Raw genomic sequence first — 21,132 nt, forward strand, 5'->3', positions numbered from 1 at the left:
CGCATCTCAAAAAAATTTGCAATGCTAAACCTAGTACTGACTGAAAGATGTTGCTGAAGCTGCTAACTAATAGTTAAGAGGTGCGCAAAATGTCTGATTCAGCGTCGTCCCGCGTAGGATTAGAGCGTGTCCAGGCATCCAACCCAGGGAGTGACGACGTGGTCGTTGGCAGCCCGACTGTCAGACGTAGGCGCCTGGCGAGGAAGCTCCGTGAGTTGCGCGAATCGGCGAACCTGACCTCGGATCAAGCCACGAAGAAAGCAGGGTTCTCGCGCGGCAAGCTCACGCGCATGGAACGCAACGAGTGGGTGCTGCCTGATCCTGAGGACATAGCAAAGCTACTCGACGTCTACGAGGTCACTGACCCTGAGGTGCGAGAGGCGTACATGGCCCTGGCTCGGCAGTCTCGCCAGAAGGGGTGGTGGGTCGGCTACAAGGATGTTCTCGGCAGCGGCGCATATGTCGGCCTGGAGACTGAGGCGACGACCATCCGCACCGTGGAGACCTTGTTGATTCCAGGGCTGCTGCAGACTGAGTCTTATGCTCGTGCTGTCATTCGTGGTCACGGCGTCACCGATGAGGACACCATCGTTCGCCGCGTCGAAGCTCGGATGTTGCGTAAGCAGATCCTCGCCCGGCCGGATGCTCCGAAGTTTTGGGCGGTCGTCGACGAAGCAGCGCTGTTGAAGGTTACGCCTGACCTCGCAGACCAGCTGCAGCACCTGTTGGACGTTCAACGGCCAAGTCTGCGTATCCAGGTACTCCCGAACCAGCTAGGGCCGCATGCAGTCATGCCCGGCGGTTTCACCATCCTGGACTTTGCAGACGACCCGAGCGTGGTCTACCTGGAGAGCAGCGGCCTGAACACGTTGTTCTTGGAGGAGGAAGACGACATAACGCAACACGAGTTGCTGTATGACTACGCCCAATCAGCGGCACTCTCCGTGGATGACTCACGTGACTTTATCCAGGGAGTGCTGGACTCTCTGACCTAAAGAGGACCTGATCATGTTCGATACTTCCCATCTGGCCTTCCACAAGAGTTCTTACAGCTCCGCAACGCAAGAGAACTGCGTCGAGGTCGCCGAGGGGCCGGTGACCGCAGTCCGCGACACACAGAACCGGGACGCCGGTCACCTGTCGTTCTCCGCCACGGAGTGGAAGGCGTTCCTCGAGGGGGTCCGGTCCGGCCGCCTGTAATCCTTGCCCCGTGGCGGCCCCCGATCACGGGATGAACACGTCAGCCCTCCGGTTGCGGCCGGAGGGTTGTTGTGTCGGGGCTACGGCTGGGTGCCGGAACCAGCACAGCCAGGGCAGGTGATCTCCTGCGAGGAGGTATCGGGCTTGTCCCGTTGCCCATCACCTGTTGACGACCTGATCTTCCCGGCGCCGCCGCACATGGAGCACTTCTGCGGCGCGTCCCGGTGTTTGGCCATTACTCCACCTCCGCTATCCGGTTCTCGGGGGAATCCAGCCACACGTGTTGTCCCATGACATCGACGGTGAGTCCGAACCGGTCCCGGCCCGGCTCTCCCCACGCCACCCACGTCAGGTAGGCCGCTTCCAGCTCGTTCCACAGATCACGCGGCCCGCACTGCTCCACCTCAGCGCTGCCGCCTTCGGGTGGACGCACCACGAGAGCATGGGAGTCGCTGGGAACGTGCCTTAGGACCATACGGTGCGACCCGTCGTCGAAGTCGAACCCGTTCACGGACACCTCCGGGAGCAGGCCGGCAAGCGCGACGTCGAGTCCGCGTCCGCCCCGGGCGACACGCCGAGGGTCCACGCGTCCCCGAGACGCGCGCTGGGTTCCGTCGATCGGGGGGTAGGCCGGTCGCTGGGAGCGCAGCAGCATGTAGGCAGCCCCGCCGCGGAACCGGCCTGTCGCCTCGTCGCCGGTGACGACGAGTGTGGCCTTGTGCCCGTCTCCGCCCGGCATCGGCATCCACGGCAGCACGATGACTCCGCCGGGACGCGTCTGCTCCACCCACGCATACGGGACCTCGCGTACCCCGCAGGTGACGTGCACCCGGTCGAACGGGGCGCCCTCCGGGTGCCCCTTCTGGCCGTCGCCGACCACCAGGCGCGGAGACAATCCCGCCCGTTCCAGGTTCGCCCGCGCGTGGTCGGCTACCCGCTCGTCGACCTCGACCGAGGTGACGTTGTCGCCACCGAGCCGCGCCGACAATAACCCGGCCGTCCAGCCGGTGCCGGTGCCGACCTCCAGCACCCGATCGCCGGGATAAGGATCGAGCAGGTCGAGGAAATCGAGCATGACATCAGGAGCCGAACACGAACTCGTCCAGTTGTGCACGTGTTGCCACGGGGACTCGTTGGTGAGTTCCGTGTTTCCGTCGTCGATCTGGGTCACGACCGCGTCATCGGAGTACACCGCCCGGTGCCACGTATCCGGGTCGGTACTGCGGTCGATCAGCCCGTCCCGCATGGTCCACGCCCGCCCGGGCACGAACCACTCGCGCGGAACGTCCCGCAGCGCCTGCTTCCATTGTTCGTCGTCGGTGAGTTCGGCCAACCGTTCCGGGTTGGCTGGGGTCTGTTCACCCATCCGCACCGCCACGGGTACCCATCCGGCAACCTCCACACCTCGGGGGACATCCGTCCACGCTCCTACCCCACGCGCGGAACAGGCAACACCCTGTGGCCGGAACCGGCCAACCGGCAGTGGTCCGCCACCTAATCTGCTCCGGCCACAGGTGACCGTAGGTGTCAGGCGTGATGCTGGGGTTCCGGTCTCCGAGAGGTCTGGCCAGCCGGGGCCGCGCCGTTCGTTGCATTCCCGCTGGGTGAGGTCCATCCCCGCGTGCGCGGGATTGGAGGACCGGGGAGTGCCGTGAGCCACGACCTGTCCCGGCTCCGCGCTGCCGGGGAGTGCCGCGACAGCTCCGAGGGGAGCTACTCGGACCGGCCGGCCCCCCGGTCCGTGTCGGCCTCGTTACCCCCGCCCCCGGCGGTCTCCGGTCTTTCGCCCGAGCGGAGGCGGCCCCTGACGCGCCAGGCTCCCTCTCCCGCCTCGGCCGCTCCGGCGATCATCAGGACCGCGCCGAGCGGACCTCCCCGGAACCAGTAGAACTCGAGGTCCGGGAAGGCGAGGAAGAGGACCGCCCCGGTCACGGCCACCATCGCACCCAGAACAATACTGAAACGCACACGCTCTCCATCCCGGTCGTCCTGGGTGCGGAATCCGCGACCCCAGAAGGAAATTACCGACTGGTTATAACAACTCCGCAGAAGAAAGACAAAAACGATTACGAACCAGCCGATTCTCACAATACGGCCGGAGGCCGGGCGCGGTACTCTGGGTCCTTCCGCGATGCCGACCGACAGGAGGCCCCGCTGTCTGCCCCCATGCTTCCCGGACTTCCCCTGCGAGAACGCGGCGGAGGACGAACGGCGGCAGCCCGTTGGTGACTGCCCCGAAACCTCCCAGACCACCGCGCCGCAGGGGCGTCACGCTGAACGGCGCGGACACCGACCGGCTCCGGGTGGAGTCGGAGAAGACATGCCGCGACCTCCGGATCGCGCGCGCCAACATCACCGCCGGGTCCTACGCGTTCGTGGACCTCGGCACCTGCGACCTCCGCTACGTGCGCGCGGGCGGCACGGAGTGGGAACGCTGCACGTTCGGCGACCTGCGCGTCGAGCAGTGCGACCTGTCCAACCTGGAATTGTCCGACAGCGGCCTGCTGAGGTCCCGCATCGACGAGAGCAGGGCCACCGGGATGGCCGCCGCGGGGAGCCTGGTTACCGACGTGGACGTCCGCAACTGTTCCATGGACCTGAGCAAGTGGCGGTTCTCCCGGTTCCAGCGGGTGGCCTTCGACAACTGCCGACTGGTCGAGAGCGACTGGACATCGGCCGAGCTGGGAGACGTCACCTTCACGGACTGCGACCTCAGCGGTTCCCGGTTCAGCCAGTGCACCATGAACCGTGTCCACTTCTCCGGATGCGCGTTGGAAGGCATCACGGGATTGACGGACCTGTCCGGATCCTCCATGGAGCCGGCCGACGCGCTCTCGCTCTACCGGGAGTTCGCCGCCGCTCTCGGCATCACCGTCCAGGAGAACCCGGAGCGCGGCTGAGCACCCCCGCGCGCAACGAACAAAAAGGGCACATCGCACCAAAGAACAAATACTTCTCTTGCGGGTAATATATGAATTAGTTTCTCTTGTCAGAAAGGCCCGGCACACCTCGCGTTTTCCGCTTTCCGTTACCAGCTCCCCGGTTCCCGCAATCAGGATTTCCGAATCGCACCGGTCAGAACCGTAGGAGACTGCTACCGTCTCGACACAGTGGAACCACACCACTTTCCCATTTCATGACTCATTAATGTTTGATCGTTCGGGGTGTACATGCTGCAAATTCCGGTCAGCGAGTTGGACATCGAGCCGGGACACGTCCTGGAAGTGCGGCTGAGGTCCACGAGAGCTGACGCGTCGGAGCCAGGGACGGCACAACAGCACCGGGGAGCCTCGTTCAACCAGGACAAGCACCTCACCGCGGCGATCGACTCCCGCCGGGACAACGACCCGATAGCGTCCTGGGTGGCCGCCACGTTCGATCTGCCCGGCCCGCTCGACCGCGCCGCGCTGGAGTCGTCCCTGCTGTACCTCGCGCGCAGGCACGAGGTGCTGCGCTGCGAGTTCCGCCAGCTCGCCGGGGACGTCAGCTGCGCCGCGCTGGAACCCGACGAGATGGCCGTGGACCACCGCGACATCGGCCACATCGGTACCAGCGAGGAGCTCCGCAACCACATCTTCGGGTTCTTCGTGAACGGCGTCGACACGCTCAGCTGGCCGCTGATCGTCATGGGCGCCGTGCAGCGGGACACCTACACCACCGTGTTCGTCGCCTACGACCACCTCGTGTCCGACGGCCTCTCCGGACCGATCGTCGTGCACGACATGACCGCCGCCTACACGGCCTACGCCGCGGGGCGCGAACCGGAGCTGCCACCGGCGGGCAGCTACGTCGAGTTCGGGGAAGCGCAGCGCCACCAGTACGCGGCCCTGGAGGCCGACGATCCCCGGCTGGACTACTGGCGCGGGTTCAAGGAACGCAACGGCGGGTTCTTCCCCGCCTTCCCCCTGGACCTGGGGGTGGAACCCGACACGCTGTACCCCACCGCCAACGAGACCGACAAGCTGCTGGACCACGAGGAGGCCGAGGCGCTGGACATGCACTGCCGCGTGGCCGGCGGCCGGATCTCCCTGGCCGTACTCGCCGGTATCGCCATCGCGCAGCGCAGAGCCGGCGGCCCGGACGTGTACCGCGGGTTGGTGCCGATCAGCGAACGCGGCCGGGGCAGCTGGCAGTACTCGATGGGCTGGTTCGTGAACACGGTGCCGATCGAGCTCTCGGTGTCGGCCGACAAGAACTTCGTGGAGGTCATCAAGAACGCGGACGAGGCCTTCCGGGACATGCTCGCCAACTCCGAGGTGCCGTTCGTCAAGGCGTGGCACCTGTTGGCACCGGAGCTGGCCGATCTCCGCGCGTGGCCGTACGCGGTGAACTTCTTCTCCTACATCGACTTCCGGAAGGCCCTGGGAGGCGAGCTGCTACCGGAGTGGAACGCGAAGACGCACGTATGGGCCTCGCACAGCAACGGCATCTGCTACTGGTTCCACCGCAACACCGACGGCCTCTACGCCAACGCGATCTTCGTCGACACTCCGCAGGCGCACGAGACGAAAGCCACGCTGCGCGAACTGCTCACCGACACGATGGGCCGGATGGCGCGGCACGGGGAGCTCTGACGGGGCGCGCTCTCAGCGGAGCCCCTGTCACTACCGGGACTCGGGGAGGGGAGGCCCTCCGCCGTCGAGCGCTTCCCGCAGCCGGTCCCGGTCGTCGCTGCGCAGCCCGGCGACGACCCGCCGGTACGAGTGGTCCAGCATCTCCCGTAGTTCCCGGTCGGGAACCGTCCCGTCCATCAGGATCGTGTTCCAGTGGCGCTTGTTCGTGTGGTACCCGGGGGTGACCACGCCGGGGTACTGCTCGCGGAGCTCCACAGCCAGGTCGGGGTCGCACTTGAGGGTGGCCCAGGCGGAACGTCCGTCGCTGCCGCCGGCCAGGAGGGCGAAGGACTTGTTCGCGACCTTGTAGACGAGGACACCGGGACCGTACGGTTCCGTCTCCACCGACTCGGGGAACCGGAGCGCAGCGTCGATGAACTGCTGTGGCGTCATGGGGAAGCGTGTCCTCCGTTCTCGACCGGCCGGGGCCCGCTCGGGCGCGTCTCAGTCTGGCCCATGCCGACCGGCTCCGTCAGGCGTTCCGCCAACAGCGCCGCCTGCGACGAGCGCCCCGGAAACCGCCGGGATCAGCGCCAGCCGCGTACGGCGCGCGGCGCACACGTGGTTCTCTCCCGCACCGCTGGAACAGCGGGCTCCGCACCCGGGAGGCTGCCGGGCGCGGAGTCCGGCTCAGGCCGCATCGTTCTCCAGCGCGGAGACGTAGCGCGCCATCGGGTGGTCACGCAGCGCGTCCGCGCCCGGGGATAGTGGGTCGGCGGTGTGGCCCCGGACGCTGTCGGTCACCCCGCCCAGCAGCGACGTCTCCTCCTCGCGGACCCTTCCCCGGGAGTCGATGTAGCGCTGTTCGGCCACGTGGCGGTACGGCGGGTCCGGCGGCACCTGGGGGACGATGTCGTTGTTGTTGACGAACCGGAAGCTGCGCCCCTGGAACTCCTCGTCGAACGCGTCGGCCAGCGCCGCGTCGCACGTGCGCGGTTGGCCGAACGTGTACAGCCCGTCCGCGAGGATCCCCGGTTCGTCGAAGCACAGCCGCGCCGCCGCCAGCATCGCCAGTGCCCCGCCCAGGCTGTGTCCGGTGACCCACAGCGACTTCTCGTCGGTGTGCAGCTCCGCGAGCGCGTCCAGGACCCGGGGGAACACGGCGTCCAACGCCTGGTGGAACCCCATGTGCACGTTCCCCGTTCCGGACTCGTCGGGCACCATCGGCGCGTTGGCGTCCGACAGCCAGTCGCGGATCTCGGCGGGTTCGGTCCCGCGGAAGGCGAGCACGACCATGTCCTCGCTGGCCGCGACATAGGCCTGGGTGTCGTCCAACGGGAGCTGCTGCTCGTGTTCCACCCGGAAGAACCGCGCCTCGTCGAAGCCCCATTCCCCCGTCTGCCGGTGGACCTCGTCCTCGTCCTTGTAGGCGAGCTGGGCGGCCAGTGCCATGCAGTGGGCGTGCTTGCCCGTGTGGCGCGTGGTGGTGTGGTCGAACGTCGGTGCTGTCATATCCGCCCTCCGCAACATTGTTTCGCTACTCTGGGCACCGGATCTCCTCCGGTGCGTGTCGTCACCTGTCATGTGGGGGTCGCCGACCAGTGGAGGTTGGGACCGGCCACCCCGAGCGGGGGTGTGCACAGCGGAACGCGCCCGCCCGGGAGGCTGCGGACGGGCGCTCCCGCGTGCGCGGGAACCGCGTGCGGGGTCACACGGCTCCCGCCTGGGGTGGTCGGGTGGGCCGGTGGGGAGCACGGCACCGGCCCACCCGACCGGGGCCGTTACCCGTCCGCGTTCGGCGGAGCCGGCGCGTGGGTGGGCATCCCAAACCGGTTGCGGGACTCGCGCTTCGCGGAATCCGACCGCACCGGGCCGGGGACCACCGGGACCACCACGGAACCGTCAGACATAGGTCTCCTTTGTTTCATTCAAAAATAAACAAAAACCGGAAGGGGAACCGCGCGAATTCTCGCCCACCCCAGCCGCAACCGCTCCAGACATTACCCGGCCGAACCCTCGGAAACCCTGGCCAAAAATTCTGGATCACCTTCCGGGCGACCGAAAAAAACGTACCTGGAGGTAACCCGACAAACTCCCGCCAACATAGCGGGCGAACGTGACGAACGGGCCACACAAAATTTCTTTCTTCCCGCGTCCGCAAGGGAAATCCGCCTGCACCGTTGTTCCGATACGCCGGACCGAACCCGTATTACGAAAAGAGGGAGAGGGAGGGAATTTCCCGCGGAACGTGCGGCAACGGGCACGGCCCACGGCGGGAGCGCCGCGGAGCCGCCGCGACACGCCTCCCGGTCATTGACAGACATATACCCTAGGGGGGTATACATGGGGGTGAACAGACCCGCGAAGGAGAACGCCGTGAACTCCCACGCCAACCCGTCCCAGCACCACAACAGCCACACCGACCACACGGAACACAACAGCCACGGTGGGCATGGCGATCACAACGGCCACGAAAACCACAGTGGCCACGAAGACCACGCGGCGATGTTCCGCGCGCGGTTCTGGTGGTCGGCGGCCCTGGCCATCCCGGTCGTGCTCACCAGCCACATGGTCGCGGGGTGGCTGGGCTACACCGTCCCCTCCCCGCTAGCCTGGGTTCCGCCGGTCCTGGGCACCGTCGTGTTCGCCTACGGCGGCTGGCCGTTCCTCAGCGGCGCCGCCAGCGAGCTCCGGTCCCGACTGCCCGGCATGATGACCCTGGTGGCGCTCGCCATCACGGTCGCCTTCCTCGCCAGCATGCTGAGCACGCTGGGCTACGCCCCGGCCGACCTCGACTTCTGGTGGGAGCTCGTCCTGCTGGTGGCGATCATGCTGCTGGGCCACTGGGTGGAGATGCGCGCTCTCGGCCAGGCTTCCGGGGCGCTGGAGAGCCTCGCCGAACTCCTCCCCGACACCGCCGAACGCGTCGCCGAGGACGGCACCGTCACCGAGGTGTCCGTGTCCGACCTGGGGGTCGGTGACACGGTCCTCGTCCGCTCCGGCGGGCGCGTCCCCGCCGACGCCACCGTCCGCTCCGGCGCGGCCGCCATGGACGAGTCGATGCTCACCGGCGAGTCGGCCACGGTGGACCGCGGCAGCGGCGACCACGTCACCGCCGGCACCGTCGCCACCGACTCCTCCCTACGGCTGCGTGTGGAGGCGGTCGGTGAGGACACCACCCTCGCCGGCATCCAGCGCCTCGTCAGCGAAGCCCAGCAGTCGCGCTCCCGCGCCCAGGCGCTCGCCGACCGCGCCGCCGCGGCCCTGTTCTGGCTCGCCCTGCTCGCCGGCGACGTCACGTCCGTCGTGTGGACCGCCCTCGGCAGCACCACACTGGCCGTGGAGCGCACCGTCACGGTGCTGGTGATCGCCTGCCCGCACGCGCTGGGACTGGCCATCCCGCTGGTGACCGCGATCTCCACCACCATGGCCGCCAGGAACGGCATCCTGGTCAAGGACCGGCTGTCCCTGGAACGCATGCGCGCGACCGGAACCGTGCTGTTCGACAAGACCGGAACCCTCACCACCGGCACACCGGGCCTGACCGATGTCGCCGCCACCGCCGGCCAGGACGAGGACCGGCTGCTCGCGCTCGCCGCCGCGGCCGAGGCCGACTCGGAGCACCCGCTGGCGCGCGCCATCCTCGACGCCGCCCGCCAGCGGGGTGAGGTACCCCAGGCCTCGGGCTTCACCTCCCTGACCGGTCGCGGGGTGCGCGCCGAGACCGACGGGACGGTGGTACACGTCGGCGGACCGGCGCTGCTCGAGGAGCTCGGCGTGTCCGAACCCTCCGCACTGGCGGAACGCACCCGGGACTGGCGCGAGCACGGGTCCACCGTGCTGCACGTCCTCACCGACGGCCACGTCGCGGGAGCGCTGGCGCTGGCCGACGAGAGCCGCCCGGAGTCGCACGAGGCCGTGCGCGCCCTGCACGAGCGCGGCGTGCGGGTCGCCATGGTCACCGGCGACGCCCGCAACGTGGCCGACACGGTAGCCACCCGCCTGGGTATCGACGAGGTCTTCGCCGAGGTGCTGCCCGACCAGAAGGACCGCACCGTCGCCGAACTGCAGCGGCGCGGCCAGCGGGTCGCCATGGTCGGCGACGGCGTAAACGACGCCCCGGCCCTGGCGCGCGCGGACGTCGGGATCGCCATCGGCGCCGGGACGGACGTCGCCATCGAGTCGGCGGGGGTGGTGCTCGCCTCCGACGATCCGCGGGGGGTGGTCTCGGTGCGGACCCTGTCCGCGGCCGGGTACCGCAAGATGCGCCAGAACCTGGCGTGGGCCGCCGGCTACAACGTGGTGGCGGTGCCGCTGGCCGCGGGGGTGCTCGCGCCGGTGGGGTTCGTGCTGCCTCCGGCGGTGGGCGCGATCGTGATGAGCCTGTCCACGATCGTGGTGGCGCTCAACGCCCAGCTGCTGCGGAGGGTGCGGCTGACCCCCGGCGAGTGAGGGGCGGCCGGGCGGGCCGGCCGGGGCGGCTCACGGGTCGCCCGCAGCGGCGCGGCCGTCCCGCAGGCTCGTGATGATCCCGCGCAGTCCCCGCTCGAACGTCCTGTCCGCCCGCTCGCGCCCACGGGAGCTCGTGGCCGCCGCGGCCCGGGCGAGCGCCGAGTCCTCCCGGGTTCCGGCGGCCCAGAGCTCGATGGGGGCGGTGGCGTCCAGCGCCGCGCCGAGGATGAAGCTGTCCAGGACCGTCACGGCGGTCACCAGCTCCTCCCCGGCGAAGCCGGCCCGTTCCAGGACGCGGGCCACTCTCTCGTACAGCGCGATGGTCGCCGGATCGGTCACGGTCTGGGAGACCAGGACCGGGATCACCCGGGGGTGCTCGGAGAGGGCGTTCCGGTACTGGCGGGCCCACTCCGCCACCGCCTCCTCCCACGGCACCTCCTCGGAGGGGAGAGCGGAGCGCGGTGGGACCAGCATCCCCCGGAGGCCCTCGACGATCTCCTCCCGCCCCGAGACGTGGTTGTAGATCGACGAGGGGCGCACCCCCAACCGCGCGGCGACCCCGTTGACGGTGAAGTGGCCGGTCTCGTCGACGAGGCCGAGCGCCGTCGCGCAGATGCCGTCGCGGGACAGGCGGGGACGGGAGGGTCGCGGCACAGCGGGTCCTTTCCGGTCCGGCCCGCGTCCCGGCGGCGCTGCCGTCGGAGGGGGCGACCACCGGCGGGACGGCCGAACCGTGCGTGGTCGGGTCTTCGGGTGTCGGCCGTGGCGAGGTTACACGTTCCCGCCCGCCGGCACCCGAAGACCCGGCAACCGGACCCGTTACCGGCCGCTCCCGCCTCCGCGGTGGGCCACCCGCCCCGCGACGACGGTCAGCGCTATGGGCGCCTGGGCGAGCTCGTCCGGGGAGGCGCGCAGCGGGTCCACGGTGAACGCGGTGAGGTCCGCCCGCTTCCCGGGCGCGATCGTGCCGCTGGTGTCGCCGGTTCCGGCGGCGGTGGCGGCGTGGATGGTGTAGCCCTCCAGGGCCATCCTCGCGCTCAGCGCCTGCTCCGGACGCACCGGGGAGCTCTCGGGATCCAGGGCGGGGCGGCGCAGCTGGGCGTCGGCCATGGTGGCGCGCGGGTCGAAGGAGGCGATGGGCCAGTCCGAGCCGAGCGCGAGCCGAGCGCCGGTGTCCCGCAGGTCCCGGCACCGGAAGGCGCGGCCGGCGCGGCGGGGTCCCAGGCGGTGGGACCAGTTGTCGGTGTGGTCGGCGCGCGTGTAGTGCGCGCAGTGCGCCGGTTGCATGCTGGCGGTCACGTCCAGGGCGCGGAAGCGCGGCACCAGCTCGGAGGGAAGCGTCTCCAGGTGCTCCACCCGGTGAGGCACACGCGGCGGGTCGGCGGCGACCCCGGCTATGGCGTCCAGCACGTGGCGCACACCGGCGTCGCCGATGGCGTGGGTCGCCGTCGGTACGCCCCGCTCGCTCAGGTGGCGCAGCGCGCGTGTGTACTCGTCCGGATCGGGCCAGAAGGAGCGGGTCGACTCGCCGTGGACGTCGGGTTCGTCGAGCCAGGCGGTCCCGCCGTCGACCGTGCCGTCGATCATGAACTTCACCCCGTCCACGCTCCAGCGGCGGCCGCGGAGCCGCTGCTGTTCGACGATGCGGTCCAGGTCGGCGGCGTCCGCTCCCGGCATGCACATCGGCGCGAACCGCAGACGCAGCGGCAGCTCGCCCTCCTCCTCCAAGGCGGACACCAGCTCGCCGCTGTCCCCGTCGAAGTCCATGACGTTCCCGGCGGTGAGGCCGCTGGCCGCCATCCGTTCCAGGATCGCCGACAGCCGGGAGCGGCGGGTGGAGGGCAGCTCCGGCGGCAGAACCCGCTGCACGAGCTCGTAGGCGGGCAGTTCCAGCAGGTGCCCGGTGGGGCGTCCGTCGTCGTCGCACACCACCTCGGCCCGCTGGGCGAAACGCCGGGGGCCGTCGACGCCCGCCAGTTCCAGCGCTCTGGGGCTCGCCAGGGCGGAGTGGCCGTCGAACATCGTCACGAGCGCCGGGGTGTCCTCCCCGAGTGCCCGCACCAGCGGTGCGTGGGTGAGGGGGTGCCCGCCGAAGGCGTTCGGGTCCAGCCCCCACCCCTGTACCCACGCGCCGCGTTCCCGGCCGCGGCCGTGTTCCCGCAGCTCGGCGACGAGCTGGTCGAGCGTGGTCACGTGCGACAGGTCCACGCCGGCTGTCAGGTCCAGCCCCTTGACGGGGTGCATGTGCCCGTCGACCAGCCCCGGGGTGAGGACCGCCGGCCCCAGGTCGAGCACCTCGGTTCCCGGGCCGCGCCAGTGGCGGACGTCGCGCTCGTCACCGACGGCAGCGATACGGCCGTCGCGCACGGCGAGGGCTCTGGCTCCGGTCTCGGACGGTTCCAGGGTGTGGATCCGCTCGGCGACGAGGACCAGGTCAGGGGTGCGGTCAGTCAGCATGGGGCTCTCCCGGTCGTGACGTGGGGTTCGGTTCGGCGTTTTCCGCTGCGGGCGGTGCGGGGGCGTCGGTGGCGGTTCCGCCTCCGACGCGCGCGTACACGTCGGGACGGCGCGCGCGAAGGACGCGGGCCGCCACGGCGGCGGCCACCAGCACCGCGGGGACGACGGCGGCGAGTGCCGCGTTCGTGGCGGCTCCCGCTCCGGTCAGGGCGTGGAGGTTGGCGACCAGCCCGGTGACGGCGGCGGCCAGCAGCACGGTGGTGACCGCCGCGGAGACCGTCCCGAGGCGGGTTCCGGGAAGCCGGCTCCGGCCGAGGTAGGCGATGACGGCCAGTGAGGTCACCACGAGAAGCACGAGCACCCCGATCACGCCCGGGGTGTTGACCAGCAGCAACAGCCGCAGGTAGGGGTCCGCTCCCGTGACGGCGAACGCGAGGACGACCACGGCCGCGAGGAGGCTCTGCACCGTTCCCGCCGCCGCGGGAGAGCCGTGGCGGGGGTGGGGGCGGGCGAGGGCCGCGGGTAGCAGACCGTCCCGGGCGAGCGAGAGGGTGTAGCGGTTGATCGCGTTGTGGAAGGCCACCTGGGAGGCCAGCACGCTGGTGAGGACCAGCAGGTACAGCACGTCGCCGGCCCACGTTCCGACGTACCGTTCGATGGCGACGACGAACATGGCGGCGGGGTTGTCCGCGGCGACCTCGGACGCCCGGTCCCCGAACGCCTGGATGACCGCCCACACCACCAGGCAGTAGAACAGGGCGAGGAAGGCCACGGCGGTGTAGGTGGCGCGCGGGATGCTCCGGGCGGGGTCGCGCGCCTCGTCGCGGTAGAGGGTGGTGGACTCGAAACCCATGAACGCCGCGAAGCAGAAACCGGTGATGGCGAGCATCCCGGGATCGGTGAGGGCCCGCGGCGCGAACGGGTCGGAGTCCAGCCCGGAGGCGCCGCCGCTCAGGAGGACCGCGGCGACGAGCAGAACGAGGATCGCGACCTCGGCCAGGAGGAGTACACCGACGAAGCGCGCGCCCAGGTCGATGCCGCGGCGCCCCACCGCCCACACCAGCACCACCGCCCCGAGGGCGGGCACGGCCCAGTGCGGGGTGACGCCGGCCAGCTCGGTGAACGCGTCGCGGAACTGCACCCCGAGGAGCCCGTACACCCCGATCTGCAGCGCGTTGTAGGAGACGACGGCGAGGATGCCGGCCGCCATACCGGCGGTGCGCCCCAGACCGAGGGTGACGTAGGTGTAGAAGGCCCCCGTTCCGGCGGTGTGCTTGGCCATGCTCAGGAAACCCACCGAGAAGGCCGCCAGCACCCCGCCGGCCACGAGGTACCCGGCTGGTGCGCCGATACCGCCGATGAGGATGGCCAGCGGCGCCAGTCCCGTCATGATCGTGAGCGGTGCGGCGGCGGCGACCACGAGGAACGTGATCCCTCCGGCACCGAGGGCGTCGGTTTTCAACCGCGACTGCGGGGTGTCACCCGGTTCCGGCTCCGGACAAGAGGCCATAGGGGGGTGCCTTCCTGGAGGAGTTAACGCGTTCCGGCGCTTTAACCAGCGGAAACGAATAGCATTCGTTTTAGAGTGTGCGATCGGGAGGAGAGGCGCGTCAATACCTCGCGGCCGTCGGATGTGAGGTGGACTACCTCGGGCGCTCCGGCGTTCCGCGCCGGAAGGGCGGTGCACCGGGCGCGGAGCCCGCCCTTCCGGGGGCGCCGTGGCTCCGTGCCGTGTTTCGGTCACTGGACGCCGAGGGCGCGCACGACCGCGCTCGGCGGCAGGGACCCTCCCGCGACACCTCCGGGTGCGCTGTTTCCGCTGCGCAGGAACGGATTCCCGGGAACACCGCACAATTCGCCCCCGACGCGTTACCGGGGTACAGAAATCCCGTTCGTGAATATCCGGAACACGGTTTTCGCCATTACCGGGCGGGGGCGGGACGGGGGGGAAATTTCGCCTACCGCGAGCACTCATTCACGTACAGAGTGGTGTGGCATAGTGGCGTCAGCCACACATAACCACGAAAGGCCCCCACATGAACGAGAATCCCTCCTCAGCCAGCCAAAACGCGGGCCAGGACCAGTCGATCGACACGAGCGTCCCGCACTCGGCACGGATCTGGAACTACTGGCTCGGCGGAAAGGACAATTACCCGGTCGACCGGCAGGCCGGGGACTCCTACTACGAGACGTTCCCCGAGATCGTGGATTTCGCCCGGGCAGCGCGGGCGTTCCTGCAGCGCGCCGTCACCTACCTCACGCGCGAGGCCGGCATCCGGCAGTTCCTGGACGTCGGTACCGGGATGCCGACCCATCACAACACGCACGAGGTCGCGCAGTCGGTCGCTCCCGAGTGCCGGATCGTCTATGTCGACAACGACCCGCTGGTACTGGCCCACGCCCGGGCGCTGCTCATCGGGAGCGAGCAGGGCGCGACCGACTACCTGCACGCCGACCTGCGCGATCCCGACACCGTGTTGAAGAACGCGCGCCAGACGCTGGACCTCACCCAACCCGTCGGGTTGATGCTGATGGGCGTGCTCGGCCACATTCCCGACGACGAGGCCCCCGGTATCGTCGGGCGGCTGCTCGAGGGCCTGCCCTCCGGCAGCTACCTGGTGCACTACGACGCCACCAACACCGACGAGGACTTCGTCCAGGCCCAGGAACGTTACAACGAGGCCGCCACCCTGCCCTACAACCTCCGCAGCCCCGAACACCTGCGGACGTTCTTCGCCGGACTGGAGTTCGTGGAGCCGGGACACGTGCAGTGCTCCCAATGGCGGCCCGACCCCGTGGACGTCGGCACCGCCCGCGAGTCCAACAGTCGCGCCGGCGTCGCCCGCAAGCCCTGAGACCACGACAGACGTCCGGTCCGAACACGACCCCCGGACCGGACGTCCCGCCCCGAGCGTGCCGGCCCCCGGTTCCCGGCACGCTCCCGGCGGGAACAGCGTTCGCCTACCGGACCGCTCCGCTGCCGTGCGCCGGTTCGGCGGGCAACGTTCCCCACGATCCGGCACCGCATCTCCCCCGGTGGCCGGGAAAACACCGCGCGGCAGCCGCAGAGGAGAGGGCCTCTCCGGGAATTCCCGCCCCCGCGGTGGAAACCACGCATCCCATCCCGTTTCCACAGGTACGGGACATCATCCCTGCGCCCGCGCCACACGAGTGCCCCGAAAACTCCGAAAACCCTCCCGCAACAAAAGAAATAAGAAAAACATTCTGACACACGACACGAAACCAAAAGAAAAGTGTCAGACGTCTCCGCGGGGGTATACCGGATCGAGAGAATGGCATGCACCCGATCCCCACGCCCCCCGGATCACGGTCAGGAACCGCCATCGTGCCTATCGACGACCTCTCCCGCGTGATCGCGACCCTCGACAACCTCTCCTCCGAACCGGGCCCGCCGGTCCGCGTCGAGCTCCCCAACACCGTCGGCTGGCTGGTCCGCTCCCACGACGACGTGCGCACCGTCCTGTCGGACGACCGGTTCTCCGCCGACGACCAGAAACCCGGGTTCCCCTTCCTGTTCAATATCCCCAACCCTCCCGGGGGACTCTCGTTCCTGCGTATGGACCCGCCCCGGCACGACGTGCTGCGCCGTGTGCTCACCCCCTCCTTCACGGTCCGCCGCATCGAGGCGATGCGGCCCGCCATCACCCGGGCGTCCCAGGACCTCCTGGACCGCATGCGCAGCGACGGTCCCCCCACCGACCTCGTCGAGGCGTTCGCGCTGCCGCTGCCGTCGCAGGTGATCTGCATCCTTCTCGGCGTCCCCTACGACGACCGCGACACGTTCCAGCACCACACCCGCAACGTCGTCTCCCTGGAGAGCTACCCGGCGGACGCCGCCGACTCCTACCGCGAGATCGGCGAGTACCTGCACCGGCTCGCCACTGCCAAACGGGAACACCCCGGGGACGACATGCTCAGCCACATCGGGCGGCAACGCGACGCCGTGGGCATGGACGACGCCGACGTCGTCGCCATGGCGCGCCTGATGCTCACGGCGGGACACGAGACCACCGCGAACATGATCGGCATGATGATGCTGCTGCTGTTCAACGAGCCGCAGCGCATGCGTCAGCTGAGGGGCGACCCCTCGCTCGTCCGGCCCGCCGTGGAGGAGTCGCTCCGGCGCGCGTCCATCGTCCGCAGCGCGCTGACCCGGGTCGCCGTCGCCGATGCACAGGTCGGCGGGGTCACGATCCGAGCGGGTGAGGGAGTCGTGCTGGGTCTCAACGGGGCCAACCACGATCCGGCGTGGTACGACAGGCCCGAGGAGTTCGACTTCCAGCGCGACGCGCGCACGCACGTCGCGTTCGGGTTCGGGGTCCACCAGTGCCTGGGCCAGGCCCTGGCCCGGCTCGAACTGCAGATCGCGGTGACCGGGCTGCTGCACACCTTCGAGAACCTCGCGCCGGCGGTTCCGCTGGACGAGATCACGATGAAGAACTGGTCCCTGATCATGGGACCCCAGAGCCTGCCGGTGACGTGGTGACAGCGATGCGCGTCGTGGCCGACCGCGAGAGGTGTTGTTCGGCGGGCCGGTGCGTGGACACCGCCGCCGACCTGTTCGACCAGGAGGAGGAAGACGGGCGCGTGGTCGTGCTCGCCGACCGTGTTCCTGCGGGCCGCGAGGAGGACGCCCGCGAGGCGGTCGAGCTGTGTCCGAGCCGCGCGCTGCGTGTCGAGGACGACGCTGCGGATCCCGGAGAGGGGCGGTAGGGGCACTAGCCCCCTCCTGCCGCGCGTCTCCGGCGTGTGACTCCGGGGGGCCGGCCCGTGTCCCCGGCTGGCACCCCGGACCCCGCCGCGGCGTCCACGGGGTGTGGACCGGTCACGCGGCGGTGTCCAGCACGGCGGCGAACGGGTCGTCCTCGGGGATGAAGCGCGACATGTCGGCCCGCTCCTCCTCGGTGAGCAGACACCCGTCGAGAACCCGCAGCAGCCGGTCGGCGTCCAGGTCCAGTCCGGTGAACGACAAGCACTGGCACCGATCACCCGCGGCGGGGGTCCAGTCGAGCCCGGCACTCGCCTTCCGGTGCTCCCCCAGCAACTCCCACGCCGCGCCCGGCAGAGCGGCCGCCCAGGGACCGGCGGACTCCACCGCCAACGACGCCCCGGCCGCGTCCCACACGAGCAGGGTGTCCGGGCGGCTGGCCAACCAGAAGCGCCCCCGGCTGCGCAGGGTCGTGGCGACGAGCTCGTCGAGGGCGGCGTGCAGCCGCCCCGGGTGCAGGGGAAGGGCGCGGTGCCAGGTGACGGTGCGTACCCGCGCCCGTTCCAGGCCGGTGGGCGGCTGTGCCGTGACCGGGTCCACGCGCGCCCGCGCGGCCAGCGGGTCGAACGTGCCGTCGGCCAGTCCCGCCAGTTCGGCCCCGTCGGGTTCCACGACCAGGGCCGCGGGATTGAGCTGGGACAGCAGCGCCGCGCACTGCTCGTAGGGGGCGGTCCCGCTAGACGTTCCGTGCGGGGCGAGGACGGTGGGGTACTCCAGCTGGTGGGCGAGCGCCTCGGCGACCGTGCGCCGGTCCCCGGCGGTGCCCAGTCCGCGGTCGGCGAGGGTGTCGGTGGTGGCCAGGTCGGTGAGGAGGCTACCGGTGTGCACGGCACCCACCACCGCCGCCAGCCGCAGCCGCTCCGCGATCGGGCGGCCCTCGCTGCGGGCCAGGGTGAGGGCTTCGGCCACCGTCTGCGGTTCCACGGCACCGTGGGTCTCCACCACGCACAACCGGTCCTCGCCGCGTTCGGCGATGTCCAGGAGCAGCGGCACGAGGTCCCGGAGCAGCGCGCAGGAGAAGCAGGAGCCCGCCTCCCCGACAGGGGTGCGTTCGCGTTCTCCCCAGCGGTCGCGGAGCACACGGCGCACGTTCCGGCCGGTGCTGCCGCGGATGTCGTGGCGGACGGCCACCGACCCGGGCAGGGCCAGCAGCAGCTCGTCGACGACGTGCCTGCGGGAGCGGGCGTGCAGCCCGGTGACGAGCACCACGGGCAGCGGTCCTGTCTGACTCATGCGGGACAGCTCCATCATTCATATAAAAACGGTTTTCATTATCATAACGGATGCCTCCCCCGAGCGGAACCATCCCCAGCGACTCCCCGCCCCGAGAGCCGGGGCACGGGCGCGTGAGCCGGTGACCACCACCGCTCCACACCCGGGGACCCGCTACTGGTTGGGGAAAAGTGGCCGAATTCGGCCACTTTTCCCCAACCAGTAGCGAGGAAAAACTCGAGGAGGTAGATTGCGTTCCACCGGGCCGAGAAACATTCCCGGAACAGGCGACGTCATCCCACTCCCCACTTTCCGGTTCCGACGGCCGCGATCAGCGGAAAACAGGAAAGAGCTCCGGTGACAACTCCCCAACCCGACCCTCCGCCCGTTTTCCCGGACGTCGAGGCACTCCTCGTCGAATTCCTGTCCCAGCGCCCGGAACTCGAGGGGGTGGACGTCGGTGTGGAACCCGCCCAACCGTGGCCCCCGGACCGCCCCGTGCTGATCGTCACCCGCACCGGCGGTTCCTTCACGCACTACCAACGCCTGGACACCGCCCTCGTGCGCGTCGCCAGCCATGCCAACGGCCGTACGGAGGCGCACCGCAACGCCCGCGTCGTCCGCGCCCTCCTCGGAACCCTGGTCGGCTCCACCCGCCCGGGAGCACGGGTGCACGACGTGGCCGAGGAACAGGGGCCCGCCCTGGAACCCGACGAGGACCACCCTGGCACTCCCCGCTACACCCTCCGGCAGCGAATCACCGTCAGCCCAGGTCCGGACGCCGATCCGAAATCCCGGGAAAGCAGAAAAGCATTCCATTCACAGTGAAAACGGGAGCAACATATGACTCTCAATGCGAACGAGGTCCGCGTCGGTGGGACCGGGCGTGTTCTCGTGGCGGAACCCGGCACCGACATTCCCGGAGCCACTGACCCCCTTCCCGAGGGCACCTGGCAGGACCTCGGATTCACCAACGAGGAGGGGGTCACCTTCACGAAGTCCGACTCACTGGAACCCGTCGCCTCCTGGCAGCACACCGCCCCCGTCCGGCTCGCCTACAGCGAGCGGGAGTTCACCCTCACCTTCGCGCTGCTGCAGATCAACCAGCACACCCTCTCCTTCTTCTTCGGGGACCGGGAGGCCACCAAGGACGGCCCGGTGACACGCGCCGAACTGCGGGGAAACCCCCAGCCCGACGAGCGGGCGCTGCTCGTGGAGTTCACCGACGGCGACGTCACCTCCCGCTTCGTCGTCCCCCGCGGAATCGTCACCGAGAGCGAGGACGTCCAGATCACCCGTTCGGCCGCGGTACAGCTCGGGTTGACGTTCCAGGCCCTGGCCCCGCTGGGCGACCCCGACAGCCCCATGGCCGTGTGGCTCACCCACGACCCCAGCGACAGCGCCGAGACGGGCTGAGCCCCCAGCACCGGTAGCCCCCGCACGAAGACCTCATCCGGGAGTACAGCATGGCCAGGTTCAACGTGAACGCCGCCCGCGCCCAACGGCTGGAGGCGCTGGGCCACGCCTGGGAGTTCGAGCTGGACGGGGAGGTCTTCTCCCTGCCCTCCGAGCTCCCCCGCAGCGCCGCCGGGAAGCTCGCCGCCCTGGACCCCTCCGACCTCGACGGACTGCTCCAGGTCCTCATGGGGGAACAGCAGTTCGAGGCGTTCAGCAAACACGAGGTCAGCGTGCAGGACATCCAGGCGATCCTGGAGGCCTACGGCAAGGAGACGGGGATGAGCCTGGGGGAAGGCACGCCCTCGACGCGCTCCTGAGCGAGCACGCCGAGGAGATCGAGGCCGACCTGCTGCGCCACTACGGCGTGGACCTCCTCGACTACTACCGGGGAACGGTCAGCGCACGACGTCTGCGGGTCCTGCTGCGCCACCTGCCCCGGGACAGCGCGTTGGCCCGCGCGGTGCACGGCGACGCCGCCGAGTGGGGGGTCGGGGAGCATCTCCTCGCCCTGGCCGCCGACCACCTCGCCACGGCCAACTGGCTGTTCGTCTCCGCCAACAGCGGCCGCAAACAGAAACCCCCGCCCCGGCCCGATCCCGTGCCGCGTCCGGAACCGGGCGCCGCGCCGCGGCGCGCGCGGAGCCGACCGGAAGCCACCGCACAGGACCTGCGGGCGTTCTTCGGCGCCCCGAACCCACCGACCGGCAACACGAGAGCGGAGCCAGAACGTGAGTGAGGTCGCCGCCCTGACCGGGCAGGCCCAGCAGGCCGTGTCCGGGCTCGTCCAGAACCTGCAACGATCGGTCTCTCAGGCGGTGGACCAGGCCGCCCGGGACATCGGGTCCGGGTTCGCCGACCTGGTCATCGACCAGGTCGACACGATGGTCCAGTCCTTCCGGCAGTCCAACCCGGCCATCGCCGAGACCGTCTCCACCGTGGTCGGGTTCAAGGACAGCGTGGAGACCACCGTCGGCGCGGTGACCGGGATGGTGGAGCAGGTCCAGCAGGCCG

21 protein-coding genes are annotated in these 21,132 nt (G+C 69.8%); 13 read left to right on the top strand and 8 right to left on the bottom strand.

Annotation, left to right across the window (positions count from 1 at the left end; genetic code table 11):
* Positions 1 to 158: 158 nt before the first annotated feature.
* Both FHX37_RS17500 and FHX37_RS17505 read left to right on the top strand, forming a co-directional pair.
* Complete coding sequence (locus tag FHX37_RS17500) at positions 159 to 995, top strand: helix-turn-helix domain-containing protein (protein ID WP_281288308.1); 837 nt, start codon at positions 159 to 161, stop codon at positions 993 to 995.
* Positions 996 to 1,008: 13 nt separating this feature from the next.
* Complete coding sequence (locus FHX37_RS17505; protein ID WP_141924902.1) at positions 1,009 to 1,200, top strand: DUF397 domain-containing protein; 192 nt, start codon at positions 1,009 to 1,011, stop codon at positions 1,198 to 1,200.
* A gap of 235 nt (positions 1,201 to 1,435) precedes the next feature.
* Here FHX37_RS17505 and FHX37_RS17510 read toward each other — a convergent pair whose 3' ends face one another.
* Positions 1,436 to 2,566 (bottom strand): protein-L-isoaspartate O-methyltransferase family protein, encoded by a 1,131-nt coding sequence (locus tag FHX37_RS17510; protein ID WP_141924903.1) that lies wholly within the window; start codon positions 2,564 to 2,566, stop codon positions 1,436 to 1,438.
* Between the two features lie 347 nt (positions 2,567 to 2,913).
* Positions 2,914 to 3,168: a hypothetical protein gene (locus tag FHX37_RS17515; protein ID WP_141924904.1), complete on the bottom strand. Its 255-nt coding sequence runs from the start codon at positions 3,166 to 3,168 to the stop codon at positions 2,914 to 2,916.
* A gap of 257 nt (positions 3,169 to 3,425) precedes the next feature.
* Between FHX37_RS17515 and FHX37_RS17520 the strand changes: the two genes are divergently transcribed.
* Complete coding sequence (locus tag FHX37_RS17520; protein WP_170181615.1) at positions 3,426 to 4,100, top strand: pentapeptide repeat-containing protein; 675 nt, start codon at positions 3,426 to 3,428, stop codon at positions 4,098 to 4,100.
* Positions 4,101 to 4,370: 270 nt separating this feature from the next.
* Complete coding sequence (locus FHX37_RS17525; RefSeq protein ID WP_141924906.1) at positions 4,371 to 5,774, top strand: condensation domain-containing protein; 1,404 nt, start codon at positions 4,371 to 4,373, stop codon at positions 5,772 to 5,774.
* Positions 5,775 to 5,804: 30 nt separating this feature from the next.
* Here FHX37_RS17525 and FHX37_RS17530 read toward each other — a convergent pair whose 3' ends face one another.
* Both FHX37_RS17530 and FHX37_RS17535 read right to left on the bottom strand, forming a co-directional pair.
* Positions 5,805 to 6,206: an MmcQ/YjbR family DNA-binding protein gene (locus FHX37_RS17530; RefSeq protein ID WP_141924907.1), complete on the bottom strand. Its 402-nt coding sequence runs from the start codon at positions 6,204 to 6,206 to the stop codon at positions 5,805 to 5,807.
* A gap of 237 nt (positions 6,207 to 6,443) precedes the next feature.
* Positions 6,444 to 7,265 (bottom strand): lipase family protein, encoded by an 822-nt coding sequence (locus FHX37_RS17535; RefSeq protein WP_141924908.1) that lies wholly within the window; start codon positions 7,263 to 7,265, stop codon positions 6,444 to 6,446.
* An 831-nt stretch (positions 7,266 to 8,096) separates the two neighbouring features.
* Between FHX37_RS17535 and FHX37_RS17540 the strand changes: the two genes are divergently transcribed.
* On the top strand, positions 8,097 to 10,205 hold the full coding sequence (locus tag FHX37_RS17540) for a heavy metal translocating P-type ATPase (RefSeq protein ID WP_141924909.1): 2,109 nt from the start codon (positions 8,097 to 8,099) through the stop codon (positions 10,203 to 10,205).
* Between the two features lie 30 nt (positions 10,206 to 10,235).
* Here the strand turns inward: FHX37_RS17540 and FHX37_RS17545 are convergent, their stop codons facing one another.
* The 3 genes from FHX37_RS17545 to FHX37_RS17555 form a co-directional block, all read right to left on the bottom strand.
* Complete coding sequence (locus FHX37_RS17545) at positions 10,236 to 10,859, bottom strand: TetR/AcrR family transcriptional regulator C-terminal domain-containing protein (protein ID WP_141924910.1); 624 nt, start codon at positions 10,857 to 10,859, stop codon at positions 10,236 to 10,238.
* A 165-nt stretch (positions 10,860 to 11,024) separates the two neighbouring features.
* Positions 11,025 to 12,662 carry an amidohydrolase gene (locus tag FHX37_RS17550; protein WP_141924911.1) on the bottom strand — a complete coding sequence of 546 codons (1,638 nt, stop codon included), beginning with the start codon at positions 12,660 to 12,662 and terminating at the stop codon, positions 11,025 to 11,027.
* The gene (locus FHX37_RS17555) at positions 12,652 to 14,172 is read right to left on the bottom strand and encodes an APC family permease (protein ID WP_141924912.1); all 1,521 of its coding nucleotides are present in this window, start codon (positions 14,170 to 14,172) and stop codon (positions 12,652 to 12,654) included. Before FHX37_RS17555 ends, FHX37_RS17550 begins: the two co-directional genes overlap by 11 nt.
* Positions 14,173 to 14,698: 526 nt before the next feature.
* On the opposite strand from FHX37_RS17555, the gene FHX37_RS17560 reads away from it, so the two are divergent.
* The 3 genes from FHX37_RS17560 to FHX37_RS17570 all read left to right on the top strand — a co-directional run bounded on the left by FHX37_RS17560 (position 14,699) and on the right by FHX37_RS17570 (position 17,396).
* Positions 14,699 to 15,517, top strand: coding sequence for an SAM-dependent methyltransferase (locus tag FHX37_RS17560; RefSeq protein WP_141924913.1), 819 nt, complete (start codon positions 14,699 to 14,701; stop codon positions 15,515 to 15,517).
* A 491-nt stretch (positions 15,518 to 16,008) separates the two neighbouring features.
* Positions 16,009 to 17,169 carry a cytochrome P450 gene (locus tag FHX37_RS17565; RefSeq protein WP_170181616.1) on the top strand — a complete coding sequence of 387 codons (1,161 nt, stop codon included), beginning with the start codon at positions 16,009 to 16,011 and terminating at the stop codon, positions 17,167 to 17,169.
* A gap of 5 nt (positions 17,170 to 17,174) precedes the next feature.
* Entirely contained in the window at positions 17,175 to 17,396 is a 222-nt protein-coding gene (locus tag FHX37_RS17570) for a ferredoxin (protein ID WP_141925340.1), read from the top strand.
* A gap of 112 nt (positions 17,397 to 17,508) precedes the next feature.
* On the opposite strand, the gene FHX37_RS17575 is transcribed toward FHX37_RS17570, so the two are convergent.
* The gene (locus FHX37_RS17575; RefSeq protein ID WP_141924915.1) at positions 17,509 to 18,684 is read right to left on the bottom strand and encodes a GTP-binding protein; all 1,176 of its coding nucleotides are present in this window, start codon (positions 18,682 to 18,684) and stop codon (positions 17,509 to 17,511) included.
* Positions 18,685 to 19,020: 336 nt separating this feature from the next.
* On the opposite strand from FHX37_RS17575, the gene FHX37_RS17580 reads away from it, so the two are divergent.
* The 5 genes from FHX37_RS17580 to FHX37_RS17600 form a co-directional block, all read left to right on the top strand.
* Positions 19,021 to 19,491, top strand: a complete 471-nt coding sequence (locus FHX37_RS17580; protein WP_141924916.1) for a hypothetical protein — start codon at positions 19,021 to 19,023, stop codon at positions 19,489 to 19,491.
* A 15-nt stretch (positions 19,492 to 19,506) separates the two neighbouring features.
* Entirely contained in the window at positions 19,507 to 20,079 is a 573-nt protein-coding gene (locus FHX37_RS17585) for a phage tail tube protein (protein WP_141924917.1), read from the top strand.
* 50 nt (positions 20,080 to 20,129) lie between these two features.
* On the top strand, positions 20,130 to 20,438 hold the full coding sequence (locus FHX37_RS17590; protein WP_141924918.1) for a Rieske (2Fe-2S) protein: 309 nt from the start codon (positions 20,130 to 20,132) through the stop codon (positions 20,436 to 20,438).
* 47 nt (positions 20,439 to 20,485) lie between these two features.
* Positions 20,486 to 20,857 (top strand): hypothetical protein, encoded by a 372-nt coding sequence (locus tag FHX37_RS17595; protein WP_141924919.1) that lies wholly within the window; start codon positions 20,486 to 20,488, stop codon positions 20,855 to 20,857.
* A partial coding sequence (locus FHX37_RS17600; protein WP_141924920.1) for a hypothetical protein occupies positions 20,850 to 21,132 on the top strand: 283 nt, incomplete at its 3' end. The genes FHX37_RS17595 and FHX37_RS17600, both read left to right, overlap by 8 nt.

Source organism: Haloactinospora alba (assembly GCF_006717075.1).
Lineage (GTDB): Bacteria > Actinomycetota > Actinomycetes > Streptosporangiales > Streptosporangiaceae > Haloactinospora > Haloactinospora alba.